Raw genomic sequence first — 21,277 nt, 5'->3', positions numbered from 1 at the left:
AGTCTGGTAGCTCGTCGGGCTCATAACCCGGAGGTCGTTGGTTCAAATCCGGCTCCCGCAATTTTGGTTCGTTGGTCTAGTTGGTTTAGGACGCCTGCCTGTCACGCAGGAGGTCACGAGTTCGAGTCTCGTACGAACCGTTTATATGGCTCGGTAGCTCAGTTGGTAGAGCAACGGATTGAAGCTCCGTGTGTCGGCAGTTCGATTCTGTCCCGCGCCATTTAACTAAATATATGTTATACTTTATATTATGCGGGTATAGTTTAGTGGTAAAACCATAGCCTTCCAAGCTATTGTCGCGAGTTCGATTCTCGTTACCCGCTTTTATATGGGCCTATAGCTCAGTTGGTTTAGAGCGCACGCCTGATAAGCGTGAGGTCGGAGGTTCGAGTCCCCCTAGGCCCATTGGAGAAGTACTCAAGTGGCTGAAGAGGCGCCCCTGCTAAGGGTGTAGGTCGGGTTACCGGCGCGAGAGTTCGAATCTCTCCTTCTCCGTTAGTTTTTGACTGACCCGTTGGTCAAGTGGTTTAAGACACTGCCCTTTCACGGCAGTAACATGGGTTCGAATCCCGTACGGGTCATTAAAATATTTCTTTTATATANACCCAAGTGGCTGAAGGGGGCGGTCTTGAAAACCGCTAGGTGGGTCAAACCACGCGAGAGTTCGAATCTCTCATTCTCCTTTATATTATCGCGGGATAGAGCAGTCTGGTAGCTCGTCGGGCTCATAACCCGGAGGTCGTTGGTTCAAATCCGGCTCCCGCAATTTTGGTTCGTTGGTCTAGTCGGTTTAGGACGCCTGCCTGTCACGCAGGAGGTCACGAGTTCGAGTCTCGTACGAACCGTAAATGAGATCGTCCTTGATGGATAATCTTTTTTTATTGTCATAATATTTATTATGACCCGTTGGTCAAGTGGTTTAAGACACTGCCCTTTCACGGCAGTAACATGGGTTCGAATCCCGTACGGGTCATCATTNACCCAAGTGGCTGAAGGGGGCGGTCTTGAAAACCGCTAGGTGGGTCAAACCACGCGAGAGTTCGAATCTCTCATTCTCCTTAACGTAGGAAACAAAGGATTGCATTAAATTGCAATCCTTTTTATTTGACTTCTTTCGTCTACAATTGTAGACTATAAAATGTTAAATAAATGAGTGGGGTGATACAGCTTTTGGAAAAGACTGATATTACGAAATCTGAATGGGAAGTAATGAGAATTGTTTGGACACTAGGAGAGACAACTAGTAGTCAATTGATTGATATCCTATCCAAGAAAATGGACTGGAGTTCATCAACAATCAAAACATTATTATCCCGTTTATGTGATAAAGAATTCTTAGGGATTAAGAAGGATGGTAGGAAAAATATTTATTATTCTGCCATTAAGGAACAAGCAGCATATGATATGTCTGTTAAGAGAGTATTTGAGTCAATGTGTTGTATGCATTATGGAGAGACTCTTCATGACGTTATCGAAAGCATTGAGCTAAGTAAAAGTGATATCGATTCGATCATCGATGTCTTAAAGAAAAAGAGAGATACAGCACCCGAAGAGGTTCATTGTAAGTGCTTGGAAGAATAATCTATTTGGAGATGAGATAAATGTGCGGAAAAAAGCATGATATGAATGACGAAGAAAAACACAATGGAGAAATGGCTTGCTGCAAGCACCATGATCACAGCAACTCAGATCATAAGTGTGATTTGCATCATGATGACATGAAAATGGAGGGTCATTCCCATTCTGACCATGAAAACATGAGTTGTTGCAGCCATGGTGGGGAACATGACCATTCTCATGGAGACCATCATTGCGATATGCACCACATGAATCATGATATGGGTAACATGGACAATGAACACATGGGACATGACATGAATCACATGGACCACGAACATATGCACCATATGGATCACGATATGAGTCACATGAATCACGAACACATGGACCATGATATGAACCACATGGATCACAGCCACATGGGCCACGATATGGGTCACATGAGCATGAGTGGCATGGGCTGCGGTATGGACATGGGCCATGGTGGCATGGACCACGGTAGCATGGGTCACATGCATATGGGAAACCTAAAATTGAAGTTTTGGATTTCATTGATTCTAACAATTCCAATTATTATCATGTCACCAATGATGGGAATGAAGATGCCTTTCCAAGTGACATTTCCTGGCTCTGATTTTGTTGTTCTAGTATTAGGAACTATCTTATTCATCTATGGTGGATACCCATTTTTCACTTCATGTATCAGTGAAATGAAGAGTAAAAAGCCGGGTATGATGTCACTAATTACAATGGGGATTTCTGTTGCTTATGTATACAGTGTTTATGCAGTGATTGCTAACGACATTTTAAAGGTAACACCAATGGTAAATGATTTCTTCTGGGAATTATCAACATTGATTGTCATCATGTTATTAGGTCACTGGATTGAAATGAATTCCGTAATGAATGCTGGTTCTGCTTTAAACAAACTAGCTGAATTATTACCTGACAATGCTCATTTAGTTCAATCAGATGGTCAAACTAAAGACGTATCAGTTCATGAATTATCAGAAGGTCAAACCATCTTAATTAAATCAGGTGAAAAAGTGCCCGCTGATGGAACAATTGTTGATGGTAGTACTGCTTTAAACGAATCATTAATTACTGGTGAATCAAGAGACGTGCAAAAGGGTGTCGATGATTCTGTAATTGGTGGATCAATTAACGGTAGTGGAACTATCAAGGTTAAGATTACTGGTACCGGTGAAAGTGGTTACTTATCAAAGGTTATGAACATGGTAAGTGAAGCACAAGCATCAAAATCAGAAGCAGAAGATTTAGCTAACAAAGTTGCCGGATACCTATTTTACGCTGCATTGATTGTTGCTGTCATCGCGTTTGTAACTTGGAGCATCTTAGATGGTGTTGCATACGCAATTCCAATTACTGTCAGTGTATTAATCATTGCTTGTCCACACGCCTTAGGTCTAGCTATTCCTTTAATCATTTCAAGAATGACTTCAATTTCTGCCACTCATGGATTATTGATTAGAAACAAGACCGCACTAGAAGGTATTAAACAAATTAGATACGCTTTAATGGATAAAACAGGTACTTTAACTCAAGGTGATTTCAAGGTTAATGCCTACGATAGTTTAGATTCAAACATCGACAAGAAGGATGTAATTAAGATTGCTGCGGCGATCGAAGCATCATCAAGTCATCCACTTGCGCAAGGAATTGTTCAAGCATTCAAGGATTTAAACGAATCGCCACTTCAGGCTGAAAACGTTGAAGAAATTGCTGGTTCAGGGATTAAGGGAACCGTTGATGGTAAGGAATACCAAGTTGTTTCAAGTTCATACTTAGACAAGAATGGTATTGATTACGATCAAAAGACTGCTGACAAGTATCTACAACAAGGTAACTCATTGAGTTATGTCGTCGAAAATGGCAAAGTTGTTGGATACATTGCTGAAGGTGATTCAATCAAGCCTGGTGCAAAGGACATGATTGATTTCTTAAACAGTCAAAACATTATCCCAGTTATGCTAACCGGTGATAACCAACAAGCTGCTGATAAGGTAGCAAGCATTTTAGGAATTAAGGAAGTTAACGCTCAATTAGTTCCTGAAGACAAACAAAAACTAGTTACTAAGTACCAAGAACAAGGTAAAGTTATGTTTATCGGTGATGGTGTCAATGATGCCCCTAGTCTTACTAAGGCTGATTTAGGTGTTGCCATCGGTTCAGGTACTGACGTTGCCATCGAATCCGCTGACGTTGTCTTAGTAAACAGTGATCCAGCAGATGTGATTAACTTGGTTAAACTTGCAAAACACGCTCGTACCAAGATGATTCAAAACCTATGGTGGGGTGCTGGATACAACATCATCGCATTACCACTTGCAGCCGGAGCACTTTCTTCAATTGGTATTATCATTGGACCAATGTTAGGTGCCGTGATTATGTCACTAAGTACAGTGATTGTTGCAATTAATGCTATGACATTAAAAATTAAGTAAATAAAAAAAGCACTTGGATTAATTCCAAAGTGCTTTTTTATTATGCTCGTTTATAGTTTAATGACATTTCTGCTAGGTTCAAAAAGTCATTTCTCTTCTTCCAATTATTGAAGTCAAAGTAATTATGCCAAGTTGTCATTAAAACTGTTCTCTTACGGTTAACCGTTTCCTTTAAGATGACGAATGAAACCATGTTATCTAACTTCGAATCATTATCCATCTTTTCGATGCTGGCATCGAAGATTTTTTGGTCATCTTCTGATAGGTTGAAGTATGAATAATTTACGAACTCAAACTTTTCAGTAAAGTTATGATTCTTCAACACATCGAATGTAATTGGGTTTTTGAAAATATTATGATTCCCGGAAAAATCGACGATTTGATACTGATCGTCACCGTTTTTAAATAAACTTAATTTTACATTGGGATGTTGTTTTCTGATTTTGTTTAAAATTTGATTGCTACCAAATGTCATGCTGATTTGATTTTCCATTTTTACGCCTCCAAGATGATAAAAAAGATTTTACAAATCACATCTATATATTTACACTAAAGATAAATAAAAACAAGTAGAAGGTATGCAAAATGAAGGTTACTGTATTAGGATATTATGGTGGTTATCCAGATAATGGAATCGCCACAAGCGGATATTTAATTCAAACTGAAAAATTCAATCTATTATTGGACTGTGGAAGTGGGGTGCTATTGGAATTAGAAAAGCACTTAAACCCATACAACCTAGACGCGGTCTTATTATCTCACTACCACAGTGATCATATTGCGGACGTTGGGGTTTTACAACACTACTGGCAACTAGCACCTAATAAGCTAAAGGAAGGCCCTCTATCAATTTATGGCCACACTGAAGATGAAGAACATTTCGATGCTTTGAACTGGTTCGACGATACGGTTGCTAAACCATACCATGAAGATGATGTTTTAACCTTAGGTGACTTGGAAATTACATTTAAGAAAACACAACATCCTGTCGTTACATTTGCGATTAAGATTAAAGACAAGGCAACAAATCAAGTACTAGTTTACACAGGGGACACTAGATACTTTGAAGACTTAGCATCATTTTGTGAAGGTGCTGACTTATTAATGACCGACACTAATTTCTATGATGACAAGGAAGGTCAAAAATGGCACATGACTTCTGAAGAAACCGGTAAATTAGCATTGGATGCTAAGGTTAACAACGTTTTAATCAGTCATTTACCACAATATGGTGACTTGGATGATTTAAAGAAACAAACTGAGATGGCAACAAATAATTCAGTAAACGTAATCTTACCAAAAACAGGGATGGTAATTGATTTAAAAGACGTTAAATCATTGAACTAACCGTTGATAATAGGTTAAAATGTAGTTATTAAATAACGAACGTGAGAAGAGGTGTCGATAATGAGAATGGAAAAAATTAATTCTGGAACAATCAAAGTAACAATCACTAATCAAGAATTAGATGAACGCGGAATTGATTTATTATCACTTTTAGGTGATGAAGATGGCATTGAATCTTTCTTATACTCAATCTTGGACGAAATCGATGTAGATGATGAATTCAAGAGTACAGGGGCAGTATCTTTCCAAGTATTGCCAAACAGTACAGGGTTAGACATGTTTATTAAGAATAAGAATGTTTTTGATAACCAAAACCAAATCAATAATAATGATGATGAACAAGTAGAAGATGATAACGTCGACGATGAAATCGAAGACGACGAAAATGACAATGAAACCTATGATGGACCTGGCTCTGAAATGTTTACCGACACTGGTGAAGACAGAACCGACGAACAAAGAGCACAACTACCAAGTATGGGACACTTTAAGGACTATACTGATACCAAGAGTTTGTACTCATTGATTCGAGCCAAGGAAATGCTTGGTAAAATCCTAGACTTCAAGAGCGAAGATCACAAATATGATGACAAAACAAAAGAATTCATTGATAACATTCAATTGAATCTTTCAACTATGATTGATGCGCTTGAAAGAAGTGATGACTATGCTCATTACAAGCTAATGATGATTGCGACAATTAACCAAGCTAGAAGCGAACGTCAAGACTTGGATTCAACAAGCAAGCGTTCCAATAGTGACCCATTCAAGGATATGGTAAAAAATGCTAAGCAACCAAGCTTAGGCCACTTTAATCCACAACTTGAAAAATGGGAAATGATTCTAAAGGTTAGCGACTTCGACAATGTTGTTAAACTAGCCGATGCAATTCATGGCATTCAAGATGTTGATTCAACATTGTACAAGGTCGGTTCATTCTACGTGGTTCAATTAACTACCACTAGAACTGAGAACGAAGTCGACTTCAAGCACTTTACTAGTGCTGTGAGTGAAGCCGTTGAATATGGAAACCAAATCAACGCTGTAGATTTCAAGCACTACAACGACAAGAAAGTAATAATGGATCATCAAGCAATGACCCAAGTGAATAAATACTTTGGCTAATAAAAAGACTGGCAAATATGCCAGTCTTTTTTCGTATCTAATTTATTGGGTGATGAAAATGTTAATGGCATCTGATAAAGAAAAGTTAGTCAGTGCGAGTGCAGCTAAAGATAATCAAAAGTACTACTGTCCAATCTGCAAAGAAGAGTTAATTTTAAAACGCGGCAACATTAATGCGCCACACTTTGCGCACTTTAAGAATAGTCAGTGTGTGATTGCGATGGAAGACGGCGAGAGCAATGAACATTTAATGGGCAAAGAACAGCTCCTGAATTTTATTGATAAAAGAAATACACATGTGGAAAAGTATTTGCCCGAAATCAATCAACGTCCCGATTTGATGTATCAAAAACTAGCGTTTGAGTTTCAATGCAGCCCGATTTCACGGAAACGATTGGAAGAACGCATCATGGGATACCATAAACTACATATGAAATCACTATGGATATTGGGGAGTAATTACAGAAAACGGTTTGGCAGCGATAGTGTGAATAAGTTTTATTACTATATCGATTCAATTGGTTTTACCATCTTTTTCTGGTTGATAAACGAACGCAAAATCGAGGTACGTTACAACTGTCAGTATGTGTGTGGAAAACTACGATACCAAAGAGTCACGTTTGCTCGGTTGGATGAATTATTGAGGTTTATTCACAATCCCGGCATCATCGTTCAGTACAAAAGTAATATGCATGGCATGATTAGTCAGTTAACCAGGATTGAAAATCAACTCTTTTATCGGAATCAACAGATGCTAAAGTGGCAAAACGTTTGTTATAACCAGCATCATAATATTTCTGGATCGCCAATTATCTGTGATATTAAACAGGTGACCAGTCCAATCATGGGGAAGAACTTTTTGATATGGAAAATATTGATTGTTGCTGGCATCAAGGAACGCGCGAAATTAAGGGATGTGTTTGCGTTTGCAAATCAAATGGTCGGATTACAAACGAATTATCCACTTGTGCATAACGCCACTCAATATATTAAAGATGAGTTTAAATTGTTGATAATGCAGTTGATAACTAAACGAAAAATTCAAATTAAAAATGGTAGAGTCCACATAATCGACGAAATTAAGTGGTTTGACGATTACTATCAAAAATTAAATGAGCTAAGTACGCAAAATAACACTATTTTTTGATAAGATGGAGATAGCATATTTCAAAAGGCGGTGTTTTTATGAGTGAAGTAAAACAATTACCAAAGAGATCAGAAGTACCAGAAAAATTAACCTGGGACTTAACAACTATCTATAAGACAGATAATGACTTTGAAGCTGATTTCAAAGAATGCGTCAAAGAAGTCGAAGCTGTTGAAAAGTTAAAGATTGATCATTTTGATGCCAAAACACTTTTAAGTGATTTAAAAGCAATCGAAAAACTAGAACGTAAAGTTGAAAAATTATATGTGTACTCATCGTTGAAGAGTGATGCTGATACATCAAATTCAGAATACCAAAGCATGAATGCAAGATGTGCTGATTTAGCATCTAAAGCATCATCTGCACTAGCGTGGTTTGAACCGGCGGTTTTAAACATCAGTGAAGATGATCTAAAGAAGATGATAGCTGAAGAATCAGAACTAGCAGATTACACACACTACTTTGATGAACTATTCAGCCAAAAGGACCATATCTTAGATGCTGAACATGAAAAAATTCTATCAAGTTTAGGTAACATCTTTGATACCCCTTCAAACGTCTATGGTGTAATGACCAATTCCGACTTGAAGTTCCCAATTGTATCAGACGAAGACGGTAACAAGGTTGAACTATCAAACGGGGTCTACAGTAAGTTACTTGAATCCACAGACAGAAGTGTTCGTAAGGAAGCATTCCAACAGTTATACACAGTTTATAACCAATTCAAGAACACTTTAGCATCAACACTTTCTGGTGAAGTGAAGGTTCATAACTTTAGAGCTTCAATGCGTCACTTTAGCTCAGCTAAGGAAGCTGCATTGAGCAATAACCATATCGATGAAAAGGTATACCAACAACTAATTGATACTGTTAATAAGTACCTACCTTTATTACATCGCTACGTTAAACTAAGAAAGAAGCTACTTTCTTTAGATGAAATGCACATGTATGACTTATACACACCTTTATTTGGTAATTCACCAATCTCATACAACTTTGATGAAGCCAAGGAAGAATCAATTAAGGCATTATCAATCCTTGGGGATGATTACATTGATCATATCAAGGAAGAATTTAACAATCGTTGGATTGATGTAGTTGAAAACAAGGGGAAGAGAAGTGGGGCATACTCATCAGGAGTATACGACACTAACCCATACATCTTATTAAACTGGCAAGATAACCTTGATAACTTGTTTACACTTGTTCACGAATCAGGTCACAGTATGCACAGTTACTACACAACCCATAACCAACCATTCCAATATGGTGATTACTCAATCTTCTTAGCCGAAATCGCATCAACAACTAACGAAAATATCTTAACCGATTATCTTTTGAAGAATACCGATGATGTTGAAGTTAAAAAGTACGTATTAAATCACTTCCTAGATGGTTTCAAAGGAACTATATTCAGACAAACCCAATTTGCTGAATTTGAAGACTTTGCTCACCAACAAGAACAAGCGGGGAACCCACTAACAGCTAAGATGCTAAGTGATTTCTACTACAAGTTAAACCAACGCTATTATGGTGACGGAGTGGTATCTGATCCAGAAATCGCATACGAATGGGCCAGAATTCCGCACTTCTACATGAATTACTATGTATATCAATATGCTACTGGTTTTGCAGCCGCCATTGATTTATCAGATGGCATCTGTAAAAACGACCAAGAAGCAATTGATAAGTACATCGGTTACCTAAAATCAGGTAGTTCTGATTATCCATTAAACGTAATGAAAAAAGCTGGTATCGACATGACTAATGCTGATTACCTAGAAAATGCATTCAAGGTCTTTGAAGAAAGATTAAATGAATTAGAATCATTAATTTAATAACAAAAAAGCTTCCAACTTTTCGTTGGAAGCTTTTTTTATTTTAGAACACGAAGGTGTTTCATTTTAGTTTCTTTTAGACTGCTTTCGCTTAATGCATCCTTTAAGTATTCGGGAGTTAAGTTTTTATCACAGCAGGCATTGAATAATGTTGAATATTCAATGTCATCAGTTAAAATACCATCATCGTTTCCTTCACAGTTGAAGATAACAGCTGAAGCTGGTTTTTCAATCTTCATGTTTTGGACCAAATCTTGGTCTTTTTTGATTGATTTCTTAGCAAGGTTTGAACGACGATCTTCCTTAAACATTTCAACATCTAGACCGCATTTCTTAGCAATTTCAATTGCCATTTCGTCTGAGTAGATGTAACCTTCAGTCAATAGTTTATCCTGAATCGCTGTTAAGAACTTACGTCCTTTTTTCATACCTTGGAATAAGGCAGCCTTATAATCTAAGACAACGTTTCTGTATAAGGCAGAAAGTTCTTCAGAAGATAATCGCTTTTTAAGTTGATTATTTGAGTTGCAGAAGTCGGTTTGGACAACCTTTAGATTGTAAATCGGAATGAACTGCAACTTAAATTTTGAATCAACGTCTTCAGAAATCTGTAAAACGGTATTTTCTGAATTCCTGCATGCTTTACACAATGGATCTATAAACAGAAATAGTTCAAACACTTTTATCCCTCCATTAAGATTTTTGTTTCGTTCTATGAATTCCATTAAATAGAATACCAAATACACCGGTAAATACAACCATTTCGCTCATAAACGGTAAAAAATTGTTTGCTTTTTTACTTCTTGAATAGTGTGGTAAAATAATGTAGTAAATTAGGTTTAACAAGGAGGTTAGCCTAGTGATAAAAAACTGGAGTGACTTTTTATTTCCATACGAACAAGCCGTAGGTGAATTAAAGGTCAAATTAAGAGGAATTCGTAAAGAATTCATTCAATCGGATAAAAGAAGTCCGATTGAGTTTGTTACTGGTCGAGTCAAACCAATCGACAGTATTAAAGAAAAAATGAAACGCCGCTATGTATCAGAAGATCGTTTATCTCAAGATATGGAAGATATTGCGGGACTTAGAATTATGTGTCCATTTGTCGATGACATTTACGTTGTTGTCGATATTCTTAGAAGAAGAAGCGATATTAATATCTTGGAAGAACGTGATTATGTTAATCGTGAAAAAGCTAGTGGATATCGTTCATACCATATTGTTTTTGAGTATCCAATCGAATTAGTCGGTGGAGAAAAGAAAATTTTAGCCGAAATTCAGGTAAGAACACTTGCCATGAATTTCTGGGCAACAGTAGAACATTCCCTAAATTATAAGTACAATGGTGAATTCCCAGAAGAATTGAAGAAGCGTCTTCAACAATCTGCGGAAACAGCATTCAAGTTGGATGAAGGGATGTCTGAAATCAGAGATGAGTTAATTGAAACTCAAGAAGATGGAACCAAAAATGAACATAATAGGGATGAATAGTTATGAAGGTTGCAATTTATAGTAACGACGGATTTACATCCAAAGAGGTTGCTACACAATTAAAAGAAAAAATTGATGCGTCTGAAAAACTTGAATACGATGGATTAAATCCGCAAATTGTGATTTCCGTTGGGGGAGACGGAACACTTTTGTCAGCTTTTCATCATTATCGCGATGCAATTAGCAAGATTCGCTTTGTGGGAATCCATACTGGCCACCTTGGTTTTTACACCGACTGGCGTGACTATGAAGTAAAAGAACTAGTCGACAGTTTGGAAGATGATAATGGTCAAAGTGTTAGCTATCCATTGCTATCAATCAAGGTTCAATACACCGATGGTGGACCAGACGATAGTTTCGTTGCGCTAAATGAATCTACCTTAAAACGCATTAACGGAACAATGGTTACCGATATTTACATCAAGGGTGAATTTTTTGAAAAGTTTAGAGGGGATGGACTTTGTGTCTCCACACCAACCGGGTCTACCGCTTATAACAAGTCAGTTGGTGGGGCAATCATTAATCCTCAACTAAACGCCATTCAAGTATCTGAAATGGCATCAATCAATAACCGTGTCTTTAGAACATTGGGTTCACCTGTAATTGTGCCACCTGATGAAACAATCACAATTGTTCCTGATTCACCAAAGCACAACATTTTAACATGTGACCAGTTATTGATTTCTGATCGTCCAATTAAATCAATTTCATATTCCATCTGTAACGATAGAATTTACTTCGCTCAATATCGTCACACCCATTTCTGGAAACGTGTAAGCAATTCATTCATCGGAGTTCACGAGGATGACTAGTTTCACCTGGTCCAATCAACAGGACAGTCCCATCCGATTAAGAACGTTCTTACGCCAAAATGGTATTTCGCGTACACTATTGAAACAGATTAAATTCGAAGGCGGCAAAATTGTAGTCAACGGAACCGAAGAGAAGGTCAATTATATGTTGGCTCAAGGCGACGAGGTAACCATCACGTTACCACCCGAACCAGCTAACGATATTATTGCGGTATCAAATCTACCAATCAATATTTTGTATGAAGATGATCACTTCTTGGTTGTTGATAAACCAGCTCACGTGGCATGTCTACCATCTCATTTATATAAAAATGATACGATTGCTAATCGAGTGAAGGGATACTTTCTAAGACATGATTACGACAATCAAAAGATTCATATCGTGAATCGATTAGACATGGACACCAGCGGGATTATCATTTTCGCCAAGCATCACTTTGCGCATTCTGTATTAGATAAGCAAATGCAACACCATCAAATTGAAAAGATGTATGTTGCAATTGTGGAAAATCCATTGAATGATAAGCATCTAGAAATTAACCTACCGATTGATCGAAAACCCGGTTCGTTTATTAAAAGATGTGTGATGGATGGTGGAAAATCTTCCAAGACGGAGGCATGGGTGGTACAAAATACACCTAGTCATTCATTGGTGAATATTAAGCTACATTCGGGACGAACCCATCAAATCAGGGTTCATTTCGAGGCAATCGGCCACCCATTAATTGGGGATTGGCTTTACAATCCTGACAACCATGAATTGGATCGTCAGGCACTACATTGCTACAAAATGAAATTTTATAATCCGTTTACACAACAAGACGTAGTCTGTGAATCAAAAATTCCTACGGACATGTCGTCAATTATTCAAGGCTTCTAATATCTTGATATTAGGGTCTTTTTTTAGTTCCTGTAAATGAAGACTTTACGAATATGATATACTTATATATTGAATTGGATAAGGATGATTTAGATATGAAAAAAATCGAAATTGCAAAGCAATTTTTAAAACAAAATATCGATTTATTTAGATGCCAAGTATGTAAAGAATCATTTATTAAGCAAGTTGATAATTCAATCGTTTGTCCTAACAACCACTCATTGGATATTTCCAAAAAGGGAACTATTCAATTTATTAACCATAAGGTGAATACAGAATATGATGGGGATATGTTAGAATCAAGACGAAGAATTATGCAGGCTGGTTTCTTCGATGGCATTTTACACAAGATTAATGAACTAATCGATGCCGGGCATAAGAACATCGTTGACATCGGTAGTGGTGAAGGAACACCGCTAAGACGTTTGGAAGACTTAAGAAAGAACGTGGATAGTGCAATTGGTTTTGACATTTCTAAACCAGGGGTCAACCTATCAACCAGTGAATTAAGCGACCAAATGTTTTTCTGTGTTGCTGATTTGGCGAACCTTCCATTTAATGATCAAAGTATTGATATTATTATGGATTTATTTTCCCCATCAGCTTACAAGGAATTTAATCGAATTATTGCACCAAAGGGTCACTTGATTAAGATAGTGCCAAACTCACATTACCTATATGAATTAAGACAAAAACTTTATGGTAATGATAGCGAAAATAGTAGCTATGATAACCAAAAGGTTGTCGATTTATTTATGGAGCATTATCCAAATGCGAAGAAATACGATGTGAAATACACCGTTGAGTTACCAAAAGAGTTAACTCACGATTTAATGATTATGACACCACTTCATTGGGGCCATAATGCGAAAGATTTAACACAAGCAGAGGTTGAATCACTAACATCAATCACGGTTGATGTATCAATATTAGATAATCAGTTTTAAAGCGAGGAAAAATTATGACTAACCATATTGTTTTATTTGAACCATTAATGCCAGCTAACACTGGTAACATTGCAAGAACATGTGCCGGTACCGACACTGTTTTGGACTTAATTAAACCACTAGGATTCTCAGTTGATGATAAGCATCTAAAAAGAGCGGGATTAGACTACTGGGACAAGGTTGATATTAACTATCACGAAAGCCTACCAGCATTCATGAACACACTAGGCGAAAAGGACAAACTTTACTTAGTATCTAAGTTTGCTAACCACGACTACACAGATCGTGATTACACAAACGATGACTACAACTATTACTTCATGTTTGGTAAGGAAACCACCGGATTACCTGAAATGTTCATGCGTGATAATGAAGAAAAGGCAATCAGAATTCCACAAGACGATACTCACATTCGTGCGTTGAACCTATCAAACACATGTGCCATCGTTATTTACGAAGCATTAAGACAACAATCATTTCCGAACCTTGAAAGAACACACAAATACGAATACGACAAACTAAAATAAATGATAAGGGGTAATCAATTTGGCAAAGAGAAAAACAAGCGCGCGTAAAAAGAAAAAAACAACCACCAATGCCAAATTATTTAATATCGATAGCAAGTATCAAAATCATATTATTGGATTTATTATGATTTTGGTTAGTGCATTCAGTCTATTTAAATTGGGCTTTTTAGGAATCACTTTTGATAATATCGTTAGATTCTTTATCGGAGATAGTAGTCCATTTGGATTGTTGATTGCATTAGTTGTTGGTTTTATTTACCTAATTAAGGGGCCTAAGCTTGAATACAATAAGCGTTGGATAATTGGTGGAACCATCTTTTACCTTGGTTTAACACTGTTCTTATCAGCATTATTGTTTTCAAACAGTAGCGACAATGCCTTTATATCAAAGACACTATCTTTAATTAGCCAAGATTTCATTCATCTAACCGATGCTTCATCAGTTGGTGGTGGAATGATTGGGGCATGCTTATTAGTAGTATTTGATTTCTTGGTTTCAATTTTGGGCTCAGAAATTCTATCAATCATTATGATGATTGTCGGATTAATCGTATTCTTTAACGTTCCAATGAACAAAGTCATGGATAACGTTAGAAAGTACTCTGAAGAATCATCACAAAAGATTGGTTCTGCGATTGAAGAACGTAAGCAACGCCGTTTAGAAGAAAAAGAGGCTAACCAAGAAGACGATGAACCGAGTGAAGACGTTAATTCAATGTCTAGGGTTCAAAGAAGAAAGACCCCAGCTGCTTCCGAGGAAAAGCCTAAGATTAAGCTTTCAGGTTGGATGGATAACGAACCTGAAAAACCAGAGGTAAAGAGTAAGCCAGAAGCTAATCTGGATCGTTCCGACTTCAAGTCAGCAGATGACTACAATCAAGATACAAGAAATAAACCAAAGCTATCTGAAATTATCAACGGACACACCGAAAATGATAGTAAGGGAATCGATATTAAGGATATAGATGATTCAAACTATCAATTGCCACCAATTGGTTTATTATCCGATGTGGCTAGAAGTGACCAAAAAGATGAATTTAAAAATATCGACCACAATACAACCGTATTGAAGAAGACATTGAACAGTTTTGGTGTTGATGCCGAAATTAAGAATGTTAACTTGGGACCTTCAGTTACCGAATATGAATTACACCCATCAATTGGTGTTAAGGTTAGCAAGATTGTTAACCTAGCAGACGACTTGGCCTTGGCATTAGCAGCTAAGGATATTCGTATTGAAGCACCAATTCCTGGTAAATCATTAATCGGGATTGAAGTACCAAACAAGAAGGTCGCAATGGTGTCATTTAAGGATGTTGTCAAAACATCACAACAATCCAAGCATGGATTATTGACAGTGCCATTGGGAAGAAACGTTAGTGGGGAGGTTATTACAACCGACCTAACTAAGTTGCCTCATCTATTAATCGCTGGTTCAACCGGTAGTGGTAAGTCCGTTGCCATCAACGGAATCATTACTAGCATTTTAATGAATGCTAAACCAAGTGAAGTTAAGATGATGCTAATTGATCCTAAGAAGGTTGAATTAGGAATTTACAATGGGATTCCACACTTGTTATCACCAGTTGTTTCAGAACCTAAGAAGGCGGCAAGAGCCCTTAACAAGGTTGTTGCAGAAATGGAGCACAGATATGACTTGTTTGCTAAGCATAATCAAAGAAAGATTAGTACTTTTAATGAATATGTAAAAGGGATGACCGAAGAAGAACGTGGAGATTTAAAACCACTTCCATACATCGTAGTTGTTGTTGATGAATTGGCTGACTTGATGATGACTGTTTCAAATGACGTTGAAGGTGCCATCATTAGATTGGCTCAAATGGGACGTGCTGCTGGAATTCACATGATTTTGGCAACCCAACGTCCATCAGTTGACGTTATTACCGGTCTAATTAAGTCTAACGTGCCATCTAGAATTGCTTTTGCCGTTTCAAGTGGGATTGATTCTAGAACCATCCTAGATACTAATGGTGCCGAAAAACTATTAGGTCGTGGTGATATGTTATATCTACCAATCGATAAGAATAAGCCAAGCCGTGTGCAAGGTGCATTTATATCTGATCAAGATGTTGAAAATGTGGTAGATTATATTAAAGAACAACAACCTGCCGAATATGACGACGATATGATTGTTACGGATGAAGAAATCAAGGTCGACGAAGAAAACGAAGACCAAGACGACTTATTCGATGATGCATTAGCATTTGTTGTAAAAGAACAAAAGGCAAGTACATCATTATTACAACGTAACTTTAGAATTGGTTATAATCGTGCAGCTAGAATTATTGATGACTTAGAACAACGTGGTTACATTGGCCCTCAGGAAGGAAGTAAACCAAGAGAGGTTTATAAACAACCTGATAATGACTAAAAAAATGGAACCCATCATTTTGATAGGTTCCATTTTTTATTAGTTTTCAAATAGTTGGAAGGCAGCACCTAGTACTAAACCACCAACAGTTGAGATAATCATTAACCAAACAAAGATCATGGTAATGATTTGAAATCTAGATTTCTTTTTCTTAGCCATTATTAACACCACTTTCCGCAATTAATAATATATTTTAAAGTTTACAGTTCATCAGCGAATAATGCAAACTAATTCATATTGAGGTGATTGTTATTTCTCCGTTTGGATTTTTGACCATGGTATTAGTTCAGGTGGTATTCTTATTCCTATTTTCCTTACTGTTCAATATCGTCAAAAAAATTATTAGCAAACTTTATAAGATTTCGATTAGAGCGAGTGATTTCTTTCCAATTATCATGAGCTATTATATCTACCAATTATCATTGGATAAACACGATCAATCGTTCTTACCATATGTATGGTTAGGACTTGTTATCATTGGGATTACATACGCAATCTACTACTTGTTTACACGTAGTAATGCCAAAGTGGGGATTTTTTACAAATTCTTGTGGAGATTTTCAGTAATTTACTTTTTTGTGGTCTGGTCCTCCACCATTTTGATAATTGCAGCAAAAACGCTTTAAAACCTTGAGCTACCAACGTTGGTAGCTCTTTTTTCATTGTCTAAAATTAGTGGATTTTAATCTAAATGTGGTGAAAATTAGTACATATTGGAAGAAATTTAATAATAAGGTGGTACGAAGTGGTGGATAGTGGTAAAATCAAGGTAATATAAATTGGAAGGAGTGAAGAAGCGTGTTAATGGGTGAATATGAACATTCAATAGATTCAAAAGGGCGCTTGATCATTCCTTCCAAGATTAGATCAGAAATAGGTGCTAACTTCATCATCACACGTGGACTTGATGGATGTTTATTCGGATATCCTATGGATGAATGGAAAAAGGTTCAAGAAAAGATTAACCAACTTCCTGTAAGCAAGAAGTCAGCAAGATACTTTTCACGTTTTCTATTCTCAGCCGCCGACGAAAGTAAGGTTGATAGCCAAGGAAGAATTAACATTCCAGATACTTTGATTAACTACGCTGGTATCGAAAAGAAATGTGTGATTGTGGGGGTTTCCACAAGAATTGAAATCTGGAGCAAGGAAAAGTGGGACGAATTCTCAGCTACTGCTGGTGAAGAGTTTGACGACATTGCTGAAGACTTAATTGATTTTTAGAAAAGAAGGTGACTAATTATGACGGAATTTCATCATGAAACTGTACTACTTAAAGAAGCAGTTGACGGATTAAATATTAAACCCGATGGTATTTACATTGACTGTACCCTCGGTGGGGGAGGCCACAGTGCCCGAATTTTGTCACAATTAACATCTGGTCATCTTTATTCATTCGATCAAGATGAAGTGGCAATCGAATATAACAAAACTAACCTCAAGCAATACATAGATGAAGATAAGGTTACCTTTGTTAGAAGCAACTTTAGATACATTCAAGAAGAAATGAACAAATTAGGAATTCAATCTGTTGATGGAATTCTGTATGACTTAGGAGTTTCATCTCCACAGTTTGATGACGCAAGCAGAGGTTTTAGTTATCAACATGATGCACGATTAGATATGCGAATGGATCAGAGAAATCCATTAGACGCATGGAAAATCGTCAATGAATGGCCATACGAAAAATTAGTGAAGATTTTCTTCCGTTATGGAGAAGAAAAATTTTCTAAGCAAGTTGCAAGAGCGATTGAAAGGAACCGAGAAAACCATTCAATCGACACAACCGAACAACTTGTTGATGTCATTAAGGAAGGTATTCCAGCCGCGGCAAGACGTCACGGTGGTCATCCTGCCAAGAAAGTCTTTCAGGCATTGAGAATTGCCGTGAACGACGAACTGGGTGCTTTGGAAGAATCATTGGAAAAGGCAATCGATTTAATTGATGTAAACGGAAGAGTGAGCGTCATTACTTTCCAATCATTAGAAGATCGATTAGTTAAGACGATGTTTAAGGAAAAGACCACGATTGAAGATTTACCAAGTGGTTTACCAATCATTCCAGATAACATGAAACCAGACTACAAACTAATTAATAGAAAACCAATACTACCGAGTGATGACGAATTGAGAGATAATCATCGTTCGCATAGTGCAAAATTGAGAGTTATTGAGAGAATTAATAAATAATAGAGAGAAGAGTTAATCTGATGGCACAAAATAATCTAGCTAATAGCGTATACGCTACCCCTGGTTATTACTCCGCAGGGGAACAACAAAAACAACAAAATCCAGAAGTAAAATCAAATGTAAGACTTGGATTGTCAAAATTTGAAAAAACTGTTGTAATATTAGGATGTTCACTTGTATTCTTTTTAATGGTTGGTCTAGTTGGTGAAAAGATTGCACTAGGTAACCACGCCACAGAACTTCAAGTAACAACTAATTTATTAGGCAAGGTTAAAGATGATAACAGTACACTAAAGCAAGAAGTAAGTGAACTTCAAAGCGGAAATCGTCTACAAAAAATTGCTAAACAAGCCGATTTATCTTTGTCCAATAAAAACGTAAGGAATGTTAGCAAATGAATAAATTAAATAATCGGAACAAACAAAAAAAACGCCGAGAAAACCGTAGCCGCTATGGACAATTTTTACTATTGCTATGTCTAGGCGTTTTTTTGTGTATGGTATTGAGATTTACATATGTATCAGTATTTAAAAACGTTGGTGGATACAACTTAAGCGAAATGGCGAAGAGTTTGTACACTCAAAGCAACGTGATTTCTGCTAAACGTGGAACTATTTACGATGCGAACGGTCAACCGCTTGCTGAAGATACTAACGTTTATACAATGTATGCCATCTTGAATAAGAAACAAGTTGGTTTGGATAACAAGCCAATGTACATCACTGATAAGGAAAAAGCTGCCAAAGCAATTTCTTCAGTGTTACCAATTTCTTATAAGCAAGCATTAAAGGATCTAAATCCTAGTACCAATGCATTTCAAGTTGAATTTGGTTCAGCCGGTACTAATATTTCATTAACTCAAAAGCAAAAACTAGATTCATACCACATCTCAGGTTTGAACTTCTTACAACAACCATCAAGACTATATCCAAACGGTGTCTTTGCTTCTCACATCATTGGATATGCGTCTGCTAACTCAAACTCTAGCGATAGTAAAGTTTCACTAACTGGTCAAATGGGAATCGAAAAGGTATATAACGAATTATTGACTGGGAAGAACGGATACAAGACCACTCAACTAAACAACGCAGGTGTTGAAGTTGATAATGGTGAAAGTGTTAATAAGCCAGCTAAGAATGGTGACGACGTCTACACTACTTTAGACTATCGTCTTCAATCATTACTAGAAACTGAAATGACCAGTGTTTACAACCAAGTTCATCCAAAGACAATGAATGCCGTCTTGATGAACGCCAAAACTGGTGACATTTTAGCTGCTACTCAACGTCCTACATTTAACGCTACTACTAAGCAGGGACTAAGTAGCATCTGGCGTAACACATTGATTCAAGATTCATACGAACCTGGTTCAACAATGAAGATTTTCACTGTTGCATCCTCAATTAACAGTGGTCACTATAACGGAAATGCCACATATCATTCTGGTAAATACCTAGTTGATGGTAAGGTTGTTCCTGACTGGAATACTAGCGGTTGGGGTGACATTACCTATAACAAAGGTTTCGCATTATCAAGTAACGTTGCCATGGCCCACCTTGAACAACAAATGGGTGCCAAGACTTGGCGAAACTACATGAACCGTTTCCAATTCTTTACTTCAACTAACTTAGGTTTCCCTGGCGAAGAAACTGGAAGCGTTCAATTTAACTACCCAATCGAACAAGCTAATACAGCGTTTGGACAAGGTATCCAAGTTAATGCAATGCAAATGATGAGGGCATTAACTTCAATCGCTAACGGTGGTACAATGTTACAACCAAGACTTGTTACAAAGATTGTGGATCCAAAGACCAAGAAGGTTATTAAATCATATCCAAAGAAGGTAGTTGGTCATCCAATTACCGCAAGTACAGCAAAACAAGTTATTCAACATATGGAAGATGTTGTTTATAAATCATACGGTATTGGTGGAGCATACAAGATTCCAGGATACAAGATTGCCGCAAAGACTGGTACTGCCCAAGTCAGTGATGGTAAGTCTGGATACGAATCTGGTGACGACAGTTACCTATACTCAGTTGCCGGAATTGCACCAGCAAATAATCCAAAATACATCTTATATATAACAATGAAACAACCTCATTTAACTGGAACTAAGACAGCTTCACAATTAATGGCCGAAATCTTTAACCCAGTAATGAGATTAGCATTGGAAGAAAACGTAAATGCTGAAAATGAAAATAGTCTAAAGGTTCCAAGCATTACTGGAAAATCAACCAGTGAAGCTAAGGCAGAACTAAAAGCTGCCGGTTTGAAATACTCAATTATTGGTGACGGGGATAAAGTATTAGATCAATCAATTGATGCCAACGAAAAAGTTTCAAAGAATCGATTGGTAATCGTTCAAACCAATGGTAGTAAGACTATGGCTAACCTAAAGGGCTGGTCTAGATATGATGTTGCGACATACTGTCGAATGGCTGGTATTGGTGCCGAACTTGACGGTGACGGTTATGCCTATAAGCAATCCGTCAAACCAGGGGCAAGTCTAGACGGTGGAACCAAGGTAACCATAAAATTTAAATAGGGGATTG

At 37.2% G+C, this 21,277-nt stretch carries 20 protein-coding genes and 11 tRNA genes; 28 read left to right on the top strand and 3 right to left on the bottom strand.

The genetic code is table 11. The features are described 5' to 3' along the window. The first annotated feature begins 65 nt into the window (after positions 1-65). The 13 genes from J3U50_RS03245 (at position 66) to J3U50_RS03185 (ending at position 4,025) form a co-directional block, all read left to right on the top strand. Positions 66-140: transfer RNA gene (locus J3U50_RS03245), tRNA-Asp, on the top strand. 7 nt (positions 141-147) lie between these two features. Continuing rightward, positions 148-220, top strand: a tRNA-Phe gene (locus J3U50_RS03240). Between the two features lie 32 nt (positions 221-252). Further along, positions 253-323, top strand: a tRNA-Gly gene (locus J3U50_RS03235). A 7-nt stretch (positions 324-330) separates the two neighbouring features. Beyond that, a tRNA-Ile gene (locus J3U50_RS03230) sits at positions 331-405 on the top strand. Between the two features lie 2 nt (positions 406-407). Further along, positions 408-495 (top strand) — tRNA-Ser (locus J3U50_RS03225). A gap of 13 nt (positions 496-508) precedes the next feature. After that, a tRNA-Glu gene (locus J3U50_RS03220) sits at positions 509-581 on the top strand. Between the two features lie 22 nt (positions 582-603). Then, positions 604-680 (top strand) — tRNA-Ser (locus J3U50_RS03215). Between the two features lie 12 nt (positions 681-692). Beyond that, positions 693-766, top strand: a tRNA-Met gene (locus J3U50_RS03210). Between the two features lie 4 nt (positions 767-770). Further along, positions 771-845 (top strand) — tRNA-Asp (locus J3U50_RS03205). Between the two features lie 55 nt (positions 846-900). Continuing rightward, positions 901-973 (top strand) — tRNA-Glu (locus J3U50_RS03200). A gap of 6 nt (positions 974-979) precedes the next feature. Continuing rightward, positions 980-1,056 (top strand) — tRNA-Ser (locus J3U50_RS03195). Between the two features lie 93 nt (positions 1,057-1,149). Further along, positions 1,150-1,581, top strand: coding sequence for a CopY/TcrY family copper transport repressor (locus J3U50_RS03190; protein WP_301945549.1), 432 nt, complete (start codon positions 1,150-1,152; stop codon positions 1,579-1,581). A gap of 347 nt (positions 1,582-1,928) precedes the next feature. Next, the gene (locus J3U50_RS03185; protein ID WP_302467392.1) at positions 1,929-4,025 is read left to right on the top strand and encodes a heavy metal translocating P-type ATPase; all 2,097 of its coding nucleotides are present in this window, start codon (positions 1,929-1,931) and stop codon (positions 4,023-4,025) included. Positions 4,026-4,065: 40 nt separating this feature from the next. On the opposite strand, the gene J3U50_RS03180 is transcribed toward J3U50_RS03185, so the two are convergent. After that, positions 4,066-4,518: a hypothetical protein gene (locus J3U50_RS03180; protein WP_054608279.1), complete on the bottom strand. Its 453-nt coding sequence runs from the start codon at positions 4,516-4,518 to the stop codon at positions 4,066-4,068. Positions 4,519-4,610: 92 nt separating this feature from the next. On the opposite strand from J3U50_RS03180, the gene J3U50_RS03175 reads away from it, so the two are divergent. From J3U50_RS03175 to pepF, 4 genes are read left to right on the top strand one after another with little or no spacing between them, the layout of a single operon-like run. Further along, positions 4,611-5,372, top strand: a complete 762-nt coding sequence (locus tag J3U50_RS03175; RefSeq protein WP_301945548.1) for an MBL fold metallo-hydrolase — start codon at positions 4,611-4,613, stop codon at positions 5,370-5,372. A 60-nt stretch (positions 5,373-5,432) separates the two neighbouring features. Beyond that, complete coding sequence (locus tag J3U50_RS03170) at positions 5,433-6,497, top strand: adaptor protein MecA (RefSeq protein ID WP_301945547.1); 1,065 nt, start codon at positions 5,433-5,435, stop codon at positions 6,495-6,497. Continuing rightward, positions 6,490-7,644 (top strand): competence protein CoiA, encoded by a 1,155-nt coding sequence (locus J3U50_RS03165; RefSeq protein ID WP_301945546.1) that lies wholly within the window; start codon positions 6,490-6,492, stop codon positions 7,642-7,644. Before J3U50_RS03170 ends, J3U50_RS03165 begins: the two co-directional genes overlap by 8 nt. A gap of 38 nt (positions 7,645-7,682) precedes the next feature. Next, the gene (pepF, locus tag J3U50_RS03160) at positions 7,683-9,482 is read left to right on the top strand and encodes an oligoendopeptidase F (protein WP_054608275.1); all 1,800 of its coding nucleotides are present in this window, start codon (positions 7,683-7,685) and stop codon (positions 9,480-9,482) included. 38 nt (positions 9,483-9,520) lie between these two features. Here pepF and J3U50_RS03155 read toward each other — a convergent pair whose 3' ends face one another. Further along, a complete protein-coding gene (locus tag J3U50_RS03155; protein WP_051592213.1) occupies positions 9,521-10,162 on the bottom strand; it encodes a DsbA family protein in 642 nt (213 codons plus the stop codon). 179 nt (positions 10,163-10,341) lie between these two features. On the opposite strand from J3U50_RS03155, the gene J3U50_RS03150 reads away from it, so the two are divergent. The 6 genes from J3U50_RS03150 (at position 10,342) to J3U50_RS03125 (ending at position 16,532) form a co-directional block, all read left to right on the top strand. Continuing rightward, entirely contained in the window at positions 10,342-10,974 is a 633-nt protein-coding gene (locus J3U50_RS03150; RefSeq protein WP_053791884.1) for a GTP pyrophosphokinase family protein, read from the top strand. Positions 10,975-10,976: 2 nt separating this feature from the next. Next, complete coding sequence (locus J3U50_RS03145; protein WP_054608274.1) at positions 10,977-11,786, top strand: NAD kinase; 810 nt, start codon at positions 10,977-10,979, stop codon at positions 11,784-11,786. Next, positions 11,779-12,666 (top strand): RluA family pseudouridine synthase, encoded by an 888-nt coding sequence (locus J3U50_RS03140; RefSeq protein ID WP_301945545.1) that lies wholly within the window; start codon positions 11,779-11,781, stop codon positions 12,664-12,666. The genes J3U50_RS03145 and J3U50_RS03140 overlap by 8 nt, the downstream gene beginning before the upstream one ends. A 95-nt stretch (positions 12,667-12,761) precedes the next feature. Beyond that, entirely contained in the window at positions 12,762-13,613 is an 852-nt protein-coding gene (locus J3U50_RS03135; protein ID WP_301945544.1) for a methyltransferase domain-containing protein, read from the top strand. Between the two features lie 14 nt (positions 13,614-13,627). Continuing rightward, positions 13,628-14,140, top strand: a complete 513-nt coding sequence (locus J3U50_RS03130) for a tRNA (cytidine(34)-2'-O)-methyltransferase (protein WP_054608271.1) — start codon at positions 13,628-13,630, stop codon at positions 14,138-14,140. Positions 14,141-14,159: 19 nt separating this feature from the next. After that, a complete protein-coding gene (locus J3U50_RS03125) occupies positions 14,160-16,532 on the top strand; it encodes a DNA translocase FtsK (RefSeq protein WP_301945543.1) in 2,373 nt (790 codons plus the stop codon). Between the two features lie 39 nt (positions 16,533-16,571). On the opposite strand, the gene J3U50_RS03120 is transcribed toward J3U50_RS03125, so the two are convergent. After that, the gene (locus J3U50_RS03120; protein ID WP_080695541.1) at positions 16,572-16,691 is read right to left on the bottom strand and encodes a DUF4044 domain-containing protein; all 120 of its coding nucleotides are present in this window, start codon (positions 16,689-16,691) and stop codon (positions 16,572-16,574) included. A gap of 116 nt (positions 16,692-16,807) precedes the next feature. Between J3U50_RS03120 and J3U50_RS07330 the strand changes: the two genes are divergently transcribed. The 5 genes from J3U50_RS07330 (at position 16,808) to J3U50_RS03100 (ending at position 21,270) form a co-directional block, all read left to right on the top strand. Continuing rightward, on the top strand, positions 16,808-17,158 hold the full coding sequence (locus tag J3U50_RS07330) for a DUF3397 family protein (protein WP_081006903.1): 351 nt from the start codon (positions 16,808-16,810) through the stop codon (positions 17,156-17,158). A 172-nt stretch (positions 17,159-17,330) separates the two neighbouring features. Continuing rightward, positions 17,331-17,756 carry a division/cell wall cluster transcriptional repressor MraZ gene (gene mraZ / locus J3U50_RS03115; protein ID WP_034531808.1) on the top strand — a complete coding sequence of 142 codons (426 nt, stop codon included), beginning with the start codon at positions 17,331-17,333 and terminating at the stop codon, positions 17,754-17,756. Positions 17,757-17,774: 18 nt separating this feature from the next. Further along, positions 17,775-18,722 (top strand): 16S rRNA (cytosine(1402)-N(4))-methyltransferase RsmH, encoded by a 948-nt coding sequence (gene rsmH, locus J3U50_RS03110; protein WP_301945542.1) that lies wholly within the window; start codon positions 17,775-17,777, stop codon positions 18,720-18,722. Positions 18,723-18,742: 20 nt separating this feature from the next. Then, on the top strand, positions 18,743-19,120 hold the full coding sequence (locus J3U50_RS03105; protein WP_041152401.1) for a hypothetical protein: 378 nt from the start codon (positions 18,743-18,745) through the stop codon (positions 19,118-19,120). A 98-nt stretch (positions 19,121-19,218) separates the two neighbouring features. Then, entirely contained in the window at positions 19,219-21,270 is a 2,052-nt protein-coding gene (locus tag J3U50_RS03100) for a penicillin-binding transpeptidase domain-containing protein (RefSeq protein WP_237756984.1), read from the top strand. The last annotated feature ends 7 nt before the right edge of the window (positions 21,271-21,277 follow it).

Source organism: Lactobacillus sp. B3795 (genome assembly GCF_026535805.1).
Taxonomy (GTDB): domain Bacteria; phylum Bacillota; class Bacilli; order Lactobacillales; family Lactobacillaceae; genus Apilactobacillus; species Apilactobacillus kunkeei_C.
The sequence above is the reverse complement of the archived record's forward strand: the minus strand, read 5'-3'. Positions and strand labels throughout refer to the sequence as shown.